11 protein-coding genes are annotated in these 12316 nt (G+C 72.7%); 3 read left to right on the forward strand and 8 right to left on the reverse strand.

Going from position 1 to position 12316, the window contains the following annotated elements:
- Window positions 1-41: 41 nt before the first annotated feature.
- Window positions 42-254 carry a hypothetical protein gene (locus A4R43_RS22060; protein WP_113694074.1) on the forward strand — a complete coding sequence of 71 codons (213 nt, stop codon included), beginning with the start codon at window positions 42-44 and terminating at the stop codon, window positions 252-254.
- Window positions 251-1021: a hypothetical protein gene (locus tag A4R43_RS22065; protein WP_113694075.1), complete on the forward strand. Its 771-nt coding sequence runs from the start codon at window positions 251-253 to the stop codon at window positions 1019-1021. The genes A4R43_RS22060 and A4R43_RS22065 overlap by 4 nt, the downstream gene beginning before the upstream one ends.
- Here A4R43_RS22065 and hutI read toward each other — a convergent pair.
- From hutI to hutH, 5 genes are read right to left on the reverse strand one after another with little or no spacing between them, the layout of a single operon-like run.
- Entirely contained in the window at window positions 1006-2166 is a 1161-nt protein-coding gene (gene hutI, locus A4R43_RS22070) for an imidazolonepropionase (RefSeq protein ID WP_113694076.1), read from the reverse strand. The two genes, A4R43_RS22065 and hutI, sit on opposite strands and share 16 nt — an antisense overlap.
- Entirely contained in the window at window positions 2151-3458 is a 1308-nt protein-coding gene (locus A4R43_RS22075; RefSeq protein WP_113694077.1) for a formimidoylglutamate deiminase, read from the reverse strand. The genes hutI and A4R43_RS22075 overlap by 16 nt, the downstream gene beginning before the upstream one ends.
- The gene (locus A4R43_RS22080) at window positions 3455-4654 is read right to left on the reverse strand and encodes an allantoate amidohydrolase (protein WP_113694078.1); all 1200 of its coding nucleotides are present in this window, start codon (window positions 4652-4654) and stop codon (window positions 3455-3457) included. Before A4R43_RS22080 ends, A4R43_RS22075 begins: the two co-directional genes overlap by 4 nt.
- On the reverse strand, window positions 4651-6303 hold the full coding sequence (hutU, locus tag A4R43_RS22085) for a urocanate hydratase (protein WP_113694079.1): 1653 nt from the start codon (window positions 6301-6303) through the stop codon (window positions 4651-4653). The genes A4R43_RS22080 and hutU overlap by 4 nt, the downstream gene beginning before the upstream one ends.
- Window positions 6300-7841, reverse strand: coding sequence for a histidine ammonia-lyase (gene hutH, locus A4R43_RS22090; RefSeq protein WP_113694080.1), 1542 nt, complete (start codon window positions 7839-7841; stop codon window positions 6300-6302). The genes hutU and hutH overlap by 4 nt, the downstream gene beginning before the upstream one ends.
- Window positions 7842-7929: 88 nt before the next feature.
- On the opposite strand from hutH, the gene A4R43_RS22095 reads away from it, so the two are divergent.
- Window positions 7930-8712: an IclR family transcriptional regulator gene (locus A4R43_RS22095; protein ID WP_113694081.1), complete on the forward strand. Its 783-nt coding sequence runs from the start codon at window positions 7930-7932 to the stop codon at window positions 8710-8712.
- 10 nt (window positions 8713-8722) lie between these two features.
- Here A4R43_RS22095 and A4R43_RS22100 read toward each other — a convergent pair whose 3' ends face one another.
- From A4R43_RS22100 to A4R43_RS22110, 3 genes are all read right to left on the reverse strand, one after another.
- The gene (locus A4R43_RS22100; RefSeq protein WP_162788241.1) at window positions 8723-8929 is read right to left on the reverse strand and encodes a hypothetical protein; all 207 of its coding nucleotides are present in this window, start codon (window positions 8927-8929) and stop codon (window positions 8723-8725) included.
- 61 nt (window positions 8930-8990) lie between these two features.
- The gene (locus A4R43_RS22105; protein ID WP_113694083.1) at window positions 8991-11504 is read right to left on the reverse strand and encodes an ABC transporter permease; all 2514 of its coding nucleotides are present in this window, start codon (window positions 11502-11504) and stop codon (window positions 8991-8993) included.
- Entirely contained in the window at window positions 11504-12253 is a 750-nt protein-coding gene (locus A4R43_RS22110; RefSeq protein ID WP_113694084.1) for an ABC transporter ATP-binding protein, read from the reverse strand. The genes A4R43_RS22105 and A4R43_RS22110 overlap by 1 nt, the downstream gene beginning before the upstream one ends.
- Window positions 12254-12316 lie beyond the last annotated feature (63 nt).

A 12316-nucleotide genomic window follows, 5' to 3' on the forward strand; every position in this document is an offset into this window, starting at 1 on the left:
GGTTGACGGTAAACCCGGTGGGTTTGCGGCATGATGCGGGGATGGCAACGAAGCGCAGCCTCGCCGAGCACCTCGGCGGCCCACTGCCCGCCGGCATCGACGCACTGACCGAGGCCGAGCAGGCCGAACTGGCCGAGGCTTTCGGTGAAGCCCGGCGACGGCAGTCGGCGGCGCTGGCCAGAGCGGCCGAGGAGGGGCTGAAGTACGTGCCGTCGATGCTGCGCGGCACGGTCCGGCGGGTGGTGGGCCTGTGACCACCCTGGACAGCCGCGCCGAAGTGCTGAAACTGGCCCGTCTGCTCGGCGCCGACCACGAACGCCTGTCCTTTCTGGCCAAGGTGGACGCCCGCGAGCTGCGGCGGTTGCGTGAGCGGATGACCGACGTGCTGTTCGACGCGAACCTGCCGATGCTGCGGCGGATGGCGTCGGCGAGCAAGCTGCTGCCGGGCGCGGTGACCGCGAAGATCGCCGAACGGACTTACGGCCCGATGCTGTGCGCGCGGATCGCCGGCGTGATGGACGCGGACCGCGCGGTGGACGTGGCGAACCGGCTGAGCTTGGGTTTCCTGGCTGATGTGGCGGTCGAGCTGGACCCGCGGCGGTGCAGCGAGATCATCGCGCGGATGCCACGGGCACGCGTGCTGGAGGTCGCCGCGGAACTGGTGCGGCGGGAGGACTGGATCACCATCGGCCGGTTCGTCGGCCACCTGCCGGACGAGACGGTCGAAGCCGCCCTCGATGTCCTGCACGACGAGGCCCTGCTGCACACCGCCTTCGTCCTGGACGACAAGGCTCGCGTCGGGCAGGTCGTCGAACTGCTGCCGGAAACCCGCTTCGACGGCCTCGCCGCGGCGGCGGCTTCTCATGATCTCTGGGTGCCGACCTTCGACCTGCTCGCGCACGTCGGCAACGGCGACCGGGAGCTGCTGGCAGGCGCCCTGCGCCGCCTGGACAAGGCCTCCGTCGCGCGGGCACGCGAGAAAGCCGCCGAAATGGGCGTCCTCCACTACCTGGACTCGTGACCCGGACCGCTCCCCACCAGCACGCCCCGACGCCACACCGCCCAGGTCAGTGGCACCCCGGGCCGATAAGCCAAATGCGTCACCGAAGGCGCGTCCAGCACATGCAGGTCCGCCCGTGCCCCCGCCCGCACGTACCCCACGTCCTCCCGTCGCAAAGCCCGCGCCCCACCCGCCGTAGCAGCCCAAACGGCCTCATCGATCGACAAGCCCATCTGCAACACCGCCGTAGCCACGCAGAACGCCATCGAGGTCGTATACGAGCTACCCGGGTTCGCGTTGCTCGCCAACGCGACCGTCGCCCCGGCATCAAGCAACCGCCGCGCCGGGGCCAGCGGCTGCCGAGTCGACAGATCGCAGGCGGGCAACAACGTAGCCACCGTCGAGGAACCAGCCAAAGCGTCCACATCGGACGAAGACAGGTACGTGCAGTGGTCCACGCTCGCCGCCCCGTGCTGGACGGCCAGCCGCACCCCCGGCCCCTCCCCCAGCTGGTTCCCGTGCACCCGCAACCCGAGCCCGGCCGCCGAAGCCGCCGCCAACACCCGGTCCGTCTGCGCCTCGTCGAAGGCACCGGTCTCGCAGAACACGTCCGCCCAGCGCACGTGCGGCGCCACCGCCTCCAGCATCGGCCCGCACACCAGGTCCACATAGGACTCCGCGTCCGCACCGGGTGGGACCAGGTGCGCGCCCAGGAAGGTCACCTCGTCGGCGACCGCGGCGGCGATCCGGGCCGAGCGTTCCTCGTCCTCGACGCTCAGGCCGTACCCCGTCTTCGTCTCCAGGCAGGTCGTCCCCTGCCGAGCCGCCTCGTCCGCGTGCAAGGCGAGGTTGTCCGCCAAGGCTTCATCCGAGGCCGCGCGCGTCGCCTCCACGGTCACCGAGATTCCGCCTGCCGTATAAGGCTTTCCCGCCATCCGAGCCTCGAACTCGGCGGTGCGGTCACCGGCGAAGACCAGGTGCGTGTGGCTGTCCACCCACCCGGGCAGCATCGCGCGCCCGCCGATGTCCACCCGGGAATCGGCCTCGGGCGCACCCCGCCCGATCCACGCGATCCGGTCGTTCTCGATCACCACCGAGACGTCCCGCTGCTTCTCCCCGGTGTTGGTGGTCAGCTCGCCAATGCCGGTGATCAGTGTGCTCGCCACAGGTTTCCCATCTCCTCGGCCAGTTCCGCTTCCGGGCGCTCGATCAGCTGGTGCGCCCGCGACCGCACCACGAACCGCCCGTCCACCACCACGTCCGTGACGTCCGGCGCGGACGCGGTGAACCACACGCCCTCCGGCTCCCCGCCCGCCGTCCGCACGGACCCCAGATCGACGGTGACAAAATCCGCCGCCGCGCCCGGCGCCAGCCGGCCGCATTCCGCCCATCCGATCGCCTCGTGATCGGTCGCCGCGGCCAGCAGTTCGTCCACGGTGAACCGGCCACGTGCCTCCGCGCGCAGCCGGTCGTTCAACTCCAGCGCCCTGGTTTCCTCGAAGGCGTCCACCACGGCGTGGCTGTCGGTGCCCAGTCCCAAGTGGACACCCGCGTCGGCGAGTTCCCGCGCGGGCCCGATCCCGTCGCCGAGATCCCGTTCCGTGGTCGGGCAGAAGCAGGCGCGTGAACGCATGCGGCCGAGCAGCCCGATGTCGGATTCGGTCAGGTGCGTGGCGTGCACGGCCACCGTCGACGCACCCAGCACACCGGCGTCACCGAGCAGCGCGGTCGGGGTTTTCCCGTGGTACGCCAAGCAGTCCTGGTTCTCCGCACGCTGCTCGGACAGATGGACGTGCAGCGGCCGCTCCCCCGCCCATTCGGCGACCACCGGCAGTTGCTCGGCGGGCACCGCGCGCACCGAATGCACGGCCGCGCCCACCCGGACCAGCTCGCTCTCCGGCCGGAACGCACCGGCTCGCACCGCCCAACCGTCCGCGTCACCGTCGCTGAACCGCTGCTGGTGCACGTCCGGTTCGACCCCGAAACCGCCTGCCAGATAACAGGTGTCGAGCAGGGTCAGCCGGATTCCGGCGTCCACGGCGGCCCGCGCGAGCGCGTGGCTCATCGCGTTCGGGTCGTCGTAGGGCTTTCCGCCCGGCGCGTGGTGCAGGTAGTGGAACTCGCCGACGCTGGTGAACCCGGCGAGCACCATCTCCGCGTAGACCCCGCGTGCGAGCCGGTAGTAGCTGTCCGGGTCCAGCCGCTCGGCGAGCGCGTACATCCGCTCACGCCAGGTCCAGAAGGTCCCGCGATCGTGGTGCGTCCGGCCGCGCAGCGCGCGGTGGAACGCGTGCGAATGCCCGTTGGCCATGCCCGGCACGGTCAGTCCATGAAGGACCGAACCGGCCTTCGGCGCCCCCGGAATGACCGACTCGATCCGACCACCGGACACCTCCAGCAGCACACCGTCGGCCACCCCGTCCGGCAGCCACGCTCGCTCGCACCAGAATGCGGTCATCGCGAAAGGTCCTCCAGCACGTCCGCCAGCGCACGCGCCCCGTGGTCGACGTCCGCCGCCTCGGCGAACTCCTCCGGCGAATGGCTGATCCCCGTCGGGTTCCGCACGTAGAGCATGCCCGACGGCACGTGCGGGGCGAGGATCGCCGCGTCGTGCCCGGCGCCGGTCGGCAGCTCCGGCACCCCGCCGAGCACCCCGGACAACCGGTCACGCAGGCCACCATCGAACGCGACGGTGTCCGAATAGGACTCCTTGGTCACCGTCACCGTGCAGCCCTCCGCGGCCGCGGCTTCCCGCGCCGCCCCGGCGATGTCCTCGACCAGCGCCTCGGTCAGCCCGCTCCCGGGCACCCGCGCGTCCAGCCACAGGTCCACTGTGGACGCGATGACGTTGGTACCGCCCGGCGTGGGCACCAGGCGGCCGACCGTGGCCCGCGCGTCCGGCACCCCGGCCGCGATTCGTCGCACGGCACCGACGGTGGCCGCCGCCGGGAGCATCGGGTCGCGGCGGTCGGACAGCAACGTCGCGCCCGCGTGGTTTCCCTGCCCCTGGAAGGAAAACCGCCACCGGCCGTGGGCGATCACGGTACTGCCCACGGCCACCGGCGAGTCCAGGTCGATCAGGCCGCGCCCCTGCTCGACGTGCAGTTCGAGGAACCGCCCGATCCGCGACAACGCCTCCCGATCGGGCCCGAACCGCGAGGGGTCGTACCCGGCCCGCGAAGCCGCGTCGGCGAGCGTGGTGCCGTCCGGGTCCCGCAGCGCACGGGCCTGGTCCGGGTCGATGGAGCCGGTGAGCAGCCGCGAACCCAGGCACGGCACACCGAACCGGCCGCCCTCCTCCTCCGCGAACACCACCACCGCGAACGGCTTGCCCGGCGTGAACCCCTTGCGCTGCAGGATGCCCACCGCGTCCAGCGCGCTGACCACGCCGAGCGGGCCGTCGAAGGCACCACCGCCCGGCACCGAGTCGAGATGGCTGCCGGTGACCGTCGCGTCCGGCCCCGGCGTGCCCCACCACGCCCAGATGTTGCCGTTGCGATCGGTCTCCACATCGAGCCCGAGCCATCCGGCCTCGGCCGTGAACCACTCGCGCAGCTCGGCTTCGGCCGAATCGAACGCGTGCCGCGAGTAACCGCCGCGCGCCCGGTCGCGGCCGACGTCGGCGATGCGGTCGAGCAGCCCGGACGCGGTCATTCGGCCTCCTTCATCGGCACCCGCACCCCGCGCTCGGCCGCGACCTCGGCGGCCCGCTCGTAACCGGCGTCGACGTGCCGGATCACGCCCATGCCCGGGTCGTTGGTCAGCACGCGCTCGATCTTCTGCCCGGCCAGCGCGGTGCCGTCGGCCACGCAGACCTGCCCGGCGTGGATGGACCGGCCCATGCCGACCCCGCCGCCGTGGTGGATGGACACCCAGCTGGCCCCGGACGCGGTGTTGACCATGGCGTTGAGCAGCGGCCAGTCGGCGATCGCGTCCGAACCGTCCGCCATGCCCTCGGTCTCGCGGTACGGCGAGGCCACGCTGCCGGAGTCGAGGTGGTCGCGGCCGATCACCACCGGCGCCTTCAGCTCCCCGCTGGCGACCATCTCGTTGAACCGCAGCCCGGCCAGGTGCCGCTCGCCGTAACCCAGCCAGCAGATCCGCGCGGGCAGCCCCTGGAAGGCGACGCGTTCCCCGGCGAGCCGGATCCAGCGCGCGAGGGATTCGTTCTCCGGGAACAACTCCAGCATCGCGCGGTCGGTGGCGGCGATGTCCTCGGGATCACCGGAGAGCGCGGCCCAGCGGAACGGGCCCTGGCCCTCGCAGAACAGCGGCCGGATGTACGCGGGCACAAAACCGGGGAAGTCGAAGGCGCGCTCGCAGCCGCCGAGCTTCGCCTCACCGCGCAGCGAGTTGCCGTAGTCGAAGACCTCCGCGCCCGCGTCGAGAAAGCCGAGCATGGCGTCCACGTGGTCGGCCATCGATTCCCGCGAGCGGTCGGTGAACTCGTCGGGCTTCTTGGCCGCGTAGTCGGCCCAGTCGTCGACCGAAATGCCCTTGGGCAGGTACGCCAGCGGGTCGTGCGCGGAGGTCTGGTCGGTGACGATGTCCACCTCGACACCCCGGCGCAGCAACTCCGGCAGCACCTCGGCGGCGTTCCCGATCACCCCGACGGACAGCGCCCGCTGCTCCTTCTTCGCCGTGCTGACCCGCCGGATCGCGTCGTCGAGGTCGTCGGCGATTTCGTCCAGGTAGCGGGTCTCCACCCGGCGCCGCGCCCGCTCGGGATCACATTCGATGACCAGCGCGACCCCGTCGTTCATGGTCACCGCGAGCGGCTGCGCGCCGCCCATGCCGCCGAGCCCGGCGGTGACGGTCAGCGTGCCCTTGAGCGAGCCGCCGAACTTCTTCTTCGCCACCGCGGCGAAGGTTTCGTAGGTGCCCTGGAGAATGCCCTGCGTGCCGATGTAGATCCACGAACCCGCGGTCATCTGGCCGTACATGGTCAGCCCGAGCTGCTCCAGCCGCCGGAACTCCGGCCAGGTGGCCCAGTCGCCGACCAGGTTGGAGTTGGCGATCAGCACCCGCGGCGCCCACTCGTGCGTGCGGAACACGCCGACCGGCTTGCCCGACTGCACCAGCAGCGTCTCGTCTTCGTCCAAAGTGGTCAGTCCGCGGGTGATCGCGGCGAAGCTGGCCCAGTCGCGGGCGGCCTTGCCGGTGCCGCCGTAGACCACCAGGTCCTCCGGCCGCTCGGCCACCTCGGGATCGAGGTTGTTGTGGAACATCCGCAGCGCGGCTTCGCTCTGCCAGTTCTTCGCGGTCAGCGTGGTGCCGCGGGCGGCGCGCACGGTCTGGCTCATCGGCTCTCCTCCAGCTTGGCGTTGACGACCTCGGTCACAGCACCCGAGGCGATGAGTTCTTCGGTGGCGGCGATCTCCGGCGCCAGGTGGCGGTCCGGGCCGGGGCCGGGCACCCGCGTCCGCAGCAGGTCGCGGACCGCGGCGGTGACCGGGGCCGGTTCGAGCGGCGCCCGGAAGTCCAGTGCCCTGGCGGCGGTGAGCAGTTCGATGGCCAGCACGGTGGTCAGCCCCTCGACCGCCTTGCGCAGCTTGCGCGCCGCGCTCCAGCCCATCGAAACGTGGTCCTCCTGCATGGCGCTGCTCGGAATGGAGTCCACCGAGGACGGCACGGCCAGCCGCTTCAGCTCGCTGACCACGGCGGCCTGGGTGTACTGGGCGATCATGTGCCCGGAGTCCACGCCGGGATCGTGGGCGAGGAAGGCGGGCAGCCCGTGCGAACGGGCCACGTCCAGCATCCGGTCGGTGCGGCGCTCGGCGATGCTGGCCAGGTCCGCGACCGGGATGGCCAGGAAGTCGAGCACGTAGGCGACCGGCGCGCCGTGGAAGTTGCCGTTCGACTCGACCCGGCCGTCCGGCAGCACCACCGGGTTGTCCACCGCCGACGCCAGCTCGCGGTCGGCGACCAGTTCGACGTGGGTCAGCGTGTCGCGGGCGGCGCCGTGCACCTGGGGCGCGCAGCGCAGCGAGTAGGCGTCCTGCACGCGGGTGCATTCCGGGCCGCGGTGGCTCGCCACGATGCCCGACCCGGCGAGCGCGGCGAAGATCCGGCTCGCCGAAACGGCCTGACCGGGGTGCGGGCGCAGGGCCTGCAGGTCGGCGGCGAACGGGCGGTCGGTGCCGAGCAGGGCCTCCACGCTCATCGCCGCGGTGATGTCGGCGAGGTCGAACAGGCGTCGCAGGTCGGCGCAGGCCAGCAGCAGCATGCCGAGCATGCCGTCGGTGCCGTTGGTCAGCGCGAGGCCTTCCTTCTCGGCCAGCACCACCGGCTCGATCCCGGCCGACGCAAGCGCTTGCGCCGCCGGTACCACCCGGCCTTCGTGGACCACCTCGCCCTCGCCCATCAACGCCAGCGCGACCGCGGCCAGCGGCGCGAGGTCACCGGAGCAGCCGAGCGAGCCGTACTCCGGCACCACCGGCGTGATGTCCGCGTTGAGCAGCCGCGCGAGGGTGTCCGCGGTGACCGGGCGGACACCGGTGTACCCGCTGGCCAGCGTGCGCAGGCGCAACAGCATCAGCGCGCGCACGACCTCGGTCTCGACGGGCTGCCCGGCACCGGCGGCGTGGGAGCGGATCAGCGAGCGCTGCAGCGCGACCCGGCTGTCCACCGGGATGTGCCGCACGGCGAGCGCGCCGAACCCGGTGGACACCCCGTAGGTCGGCTGGGTGGCTTCGGCCAGCGCGTCGATGTGCTGGCGGGCGGTGGTGAGGCTCTTCCGCGCGGACTCGGTCAGCTCGACCGCCGCCCGGCCGCGCGCGACCGCGACGACCTGCTCCGCCCGCAGCGGGTCCGCACCCAGGTGCACAACAGTTTCCGGCATGCCTGCCATTGGACTCCGGTCCGGGCGCTGGCAAAATCGGGGATCGAGTGGTTCTGTCTGGGATCCCAGACACCGGGCGGAGGCAGCCATGGGCACCAGTTCCGACGTTCCCGCGCTGCGGCGCGGCCTCGGCATCCTGCGCGCGCTGGCCGAACGCCCCGGCCCGGTCTCGGCCGGCGCCATCGCGCGCGAGCTCGGCCTGCCGCGCTCCACCACCTACCACCTGCTCGCCGAGCTGGTGGCCGCCGGTTTTGTCACCCACCTGCCGGACGACCGGCGCTACGGGCTGGGCATCGCGGCCTTCGAACTCGGCTCGGCCTACCTGCGTCACGACCCGCTCGAACGGCTCGCCGCGCCGCTGCTGCGCAAGCTCGTCGACCGCGTCGAGCACAACGCGCACCTCGGCATCCTGCACGGTGGTGAGGCGCTGTACCTGATCAAGGAACGCCCGGCGCGACCGGAAACCCTGGTCACCGACGTGGGTGTGCGCTTGCCCGCGCAGCTCACCGCCAGCGGGCGCGCGATGCTCGCGCACCTGCCCGCCGCGCACGTCCGCGCGTTGTTCCCGTCCGCCGCGGCCTTCGTGCGGCGCACCGATCGCGGCCCGCGCACGCTCGCCGAGCTGCGCGCCACGCTCAACGCCGAGCGCCGCCGCGGCTGGGCGATCGAGGACGGGCACGTCACCCCGGGCTTCGCCTCGGTGGCGCACCCCGTGTTCGACCACGGCCACCGCCCGCTCGCCGCGATCAGCGTGACCTTCCGGCACGTCTGCGACGCCCCGGCCGGTGCCTGCGGTCAGGACTGGCCGGGGCTCGCCGAAGCCGTCGGGCGCACCGCCGCGGAACTGACGTCCCGCGTCGGCGGTGCGTGACCCTCAGTTGTTACTGCCGTCTTCCTGCCTCGACGGAGATGCCGAGCATCTCCAGCAGTTCCGCGCATTCCCGCGCGTCGGAGGAGTGCTGCGCGACCGTGCGCGCGGCTCTGCCTTCCTGCACGTCGCGGTGGATCTTCTCCTCCGCCTTGACTCCGGCCAGGTAGCTCGTGTCGGCCGCCGGGTCGGTAGTGCTCCCATGCCTTGCCCAGGTCATCTGGCACCTTCTTCCGGCCACGCTCGATCGCGTGTCCCCCATCAGCATGACACGCGCCACATCACGGAGCGACAGCGGCTTCCACCGGCCGCGCCCGCAGCGCGAACCACGCGGGCACCAGCGTGGCGAGCAACGCCAGCGCCGCGGCCCCGCCGACCACCGCGAACAGCACCCCGATCGGCCCGTCCGGCACCGGCGTGTCGCTGATGACGAGGCTGAACGGCACCAGCGAGGTCAGCGACACCAGCCCGCCCAGCACGATCCCGGCGATGGCCACCAGGCTCGCCTCCACCGCGGCCATCCGGAGCACCTGCCCGCGCGTCGAGCCGACCAGCCGCTGCAGCGCGAACTCGCGCCGCCGCTCGGCCGTGGCCAGCACCAGCGTGTTGACCACCGAGATCACCGTGTACCCGACGATCATCGCCACCAGCAGGTAGTTCACCCAGGCCCCGAGGTCCTGCTGCGCGCTGTTCGCCGCGGTCACCGCGGCCCGGTCGGTGACCACCAGCCCCGGCACGCGCTCGGCCAGCCCGGCCAGCACCGGCGCGAGGTCCGCGCCCGGCTCGGCCTTCACCAGCACCTGCGGCACGGTGCCCGCGTCGGTGTGCGGCGCGAGCAGGCTCGCCGGCACCAGGCCGACCTCGTAGCCCGGCCGTCCGCCGAGCAGCCCGGCGATCCGCACCTCGGTGGTGGCGCCGTCGCCGAAGCGGAGCGTGACCGTGTCCCCGACGGACTTGCCGAGCGCTTCGGCGAAGGTCGCGGGCAGCGCGACGTTGTTGCCGCGCAGCTCTCCGGCGTCGCCCGCGGTGAACGGCGTGGCCAGCGTGTGCGCCGCGCCCTCGGCGCTGATCCCCTGCAACGGCAGGCCTTCCTCGTCCTGCCAGCCGTTGTCGTAGTCGACCACGTGACCGGAACTGGTGACCAGCGCGGACGCCCCGGCCACCCCCGGCAGCGCGGCGACCTCGTCCGCCAGCGCCGGGTCGAACCCACCCGCCGACGACACCAGCACGGCGTCGGCTCGCAGGTTCTCGCTGAACGCGCGTTCCCCGGCGGCCTGCTGCGTGGTCTGGAGGTAGATCATCGCCAGCGCCATGCCGCTGGCCAGCATGATCGGGGTGATCGCGGCGGCCATCCGGAGCCGTCGGTTCCGCGCGTTGAGCAGCGCGAGCCGCCCGCTGAGCCCGGTCAGCGCCCGCAGCGGCCAGCCGAGCAGCGCGATCGCCAGCCGGGCGATGCCCGGGCCGAGCAGGGCCAGCGCGATCGCCCACAGCATCACCGTCGGCCCGGCGGTGCCCGCCGCGACCGGTCCGGTCATCACCGTGGTGGTGACGATCACCAGCGCGATCCCGCCGCCGAGGCAGAGCAGCGCGATGATCAGCCGGGGCGCGCTCAGCCAGCGGCGTGGCACGGCCGACTCGGCCAGTGCCTCGGTCGGCCGCGCCCGCGCGGCCCGGCGACCGGCGACGAACGCCGCCCCGAGCGCGGTCAGCAGGGCCGCCCCGGCCGCGCTGACCATCGGGATCCAGCCCTGGTGGAAGACCATCTGCCCGGTGACCACCCCGCGTTCGGCGAGCTGGCCGAACAGGAACCGCCCGAGCCACTGCCCGGGGAACCAGGCCAGCGCGGTGGCGACCACGGCGACCACCAGCGTCTCGCCGAGCACCATCCGCCGCAGCTGCCCCGGCGTGGTGCCGATCGCCCGCAGCAGCGCGAGTTCCCGCGCCCGCTGCTGCACGGACAGGCCGAGCGTGGAGGCGACCACGAAGATCGCCACCGTGGTGGCCATGCCGCCGAACACCCCGGCGAGCGTGATCAGCCCGACGCCGCCCGCCTCCGCGCCGGGGAATTCCGCGCGCCCGCGTTCGTCGCCGGTCAGCGTCACCGCGGACCGGTCGCCGATCACGTCGTCGATGCGCAGGCGCAACGCTTCCACGTCGGTGCCCGGGGTGACCGACACGGCGACGGCGTCGATCGCGCCCGCCTTGCCCAGCAGGCGAGCGGCTTCGGTGTCGGTGAAGAAGGCGGACGGCGCGGCCGTGAGCCCGGTGACGGTGAACCGCTGCACCTCACCGCGCACGGCCAGCTCGGCGACATCACCGGGCTGGCGGCCGGCGCCGGCGGGCAGCACGACCTGCCCGGCCTTCGCCGGCGCGCTGCCCGCGACCAGCGCGTTCCCGGCGAGTTCGGCGGAACTCCAGCCGTGGCCGTCGAACTGGCGGCCCTGGTCGTGGACCTCGAAGGTGACGTCCGGCAGGGCGCGTTCGACGCCGGGGAGGCGCCCGATCTCGGCGACCAGCCCGGCATCGACGCGAACGCGTTCGGACAGCACACCGGTGTCCGAGTCCCGATCGCCGTCCTCGTCGGGAACGGCTTCCCTCGGCAGTTCGAACTCCTGGTTGCCGCTGACCACGATCTGCGCGGCGGCGAACCGTTCCGGCGGGACCGCGGTGCGGATGCCGGTCTCCATCAGGCCACCGCACGCGAGCACGATGGCGGCACCGAAGAACAACGCGACGAACGAGGCGGCGAACCCGCCCTTGCGGTAGCGCAGCATGCGCGTGGCGAGGCGGAACATCACGCCACCCCGGCGGCGGCGAAGGCACCGAGGTGTGTCATGCGCTCGGCGACCAGTTCGGCGGTCGGCTGGCTCAGCTCGTCGGCGACCCGGCCGTCGGCGAGGAACACCACGCGGTCGGCGTGCGAGGCGGCCACCGGGTCGTGGGTGACCATGATCACCGTCTGCCCGGCGAACCGTACGGACTCGCGCAGCAGGCCGAGCACCTCCAGTGAGGTCTGCGTGTCCAGCGCGCCGGTCGGCTCGTCGCCGAACAGCACCGCGGGACGGCTGACCAGCGCACGGGCGATGGCGACCCGCTGCTGCTGCCCGCCGGACAGCTCACCGGGCAGGTGCTTGCGCCGGTCGGCGAGCCCGACCCGCTCGATGATCGCGTCGACCGCCGCGCGGTTCGGCCGCTTGCCCGCCAGCCGCAGCGGCAGCGTCACGTTCTCCAGCACGTTCAACGCGGGCAGCAGGTTGAACGCCTGGAACACAAAGCCGACGCTGTCCCGGCGCAGGCGCGTCAGCGCCACTTCGGACATGCCGCCGAGCTCGTGCCCGTCGAGCACCACCGAGCCGGAGGTCGGCCGGTCGAGCCCGGCCGCGCAGTGCAGGAAGGTGCTCTTCCCCGAGCCCGACGGCCCCATCACCGCGGTGAAGCTGCCGCGCGAAAACCCCATTGTCACCCCGTCCAGCGCGACGACGCGGTTGCGCTCGCCCCCGTACGTCTTGACCACCGAGGTCAGCCGGACCACTTCCTGGTTCATGTTCCCCTCCGCTTCCTTGCTGCAAGGAGCATCGCGGGCGGGCGCACGCGGAACCATGGGGTG

Source organism: Amycolatopsis albispora, from assembly GCF_003312875.1.
GTDB classification, from domain to species: Bacteria; Actinomycetota; Actinomycetes; order Mycobacteriales; family Pseudonocardiaceae; genus Amycolatopsis; species Amycolatopsis albispora.

Excerpts from the sequence above, each read along its gene's own strand:
- A4R43_RS22105 (WP_113694083.1), bottom strand. The coding sequence starts at position 11,504 with ATGTTCCGCCTCGCCACGCGCATGCTGCGCTACCGCAAGGGCGGGTTC.
- A4R43_RS22095 (WP_113694081.1), top strand. The coding sequence starts at position 7,930 with ATGGGCACCAGTTCCGACGTTCCCGCGCTGCGGCGCGGCCTCGGCATC.
- A4R43_RS22075 (WP_113694077.1), bottom strand. The coding sequence starts at position 3,458 with ATGACCGCATTCTGGTGCGAGCGAGCGTGGCTGCCGGACGGGGTGGCC.
- hutU (WP_113694079.1), bottom strand. The coding sequence starts at position 6,303 with ATGAGCCAGACCGTGCGCGCCGCCCGCGGCACCACGCTGACCGCGAAG.
- A4R43_RS22080 (WP_113694078.1), bottom strand. The coding sequence starts at position 4,654 with ATGACCGCGTCCGGGCTGCTCGACCGCATCGCCGACGTCGGCCGCGAC.
- A4R43_RS22110 (WP_113694084.1), bottom strand. The coding sequence starts at position 12,253 with ATGAACCAGGAAGTGGTCCGGCTGACCTCGGTGGTCAAGACGTACGGG.
- hutH (WP_113694080.1), bottom strand. The coding sequence starts at position 7,841 with ATGCCGGAAACTGTTGTGCACCTGGGTGCGGACCCGCTGCGGGCGGAG.
- A4R43_RS22060 (WP_113694074.1), top strand. The coding sequence starts at position 42 with ATGGCAACGAAGCGCAGCCTCGCCGAGCACCTCGGCGGCCCACTGCCC.
- A4R43_RS22100 (WP_162788241.1), bottom strand. The coding sequence starts at position 8,929 with ATGACCTGGGCAAGGCATGGGAGCACTACCGACCCGGCGGCCGACACG.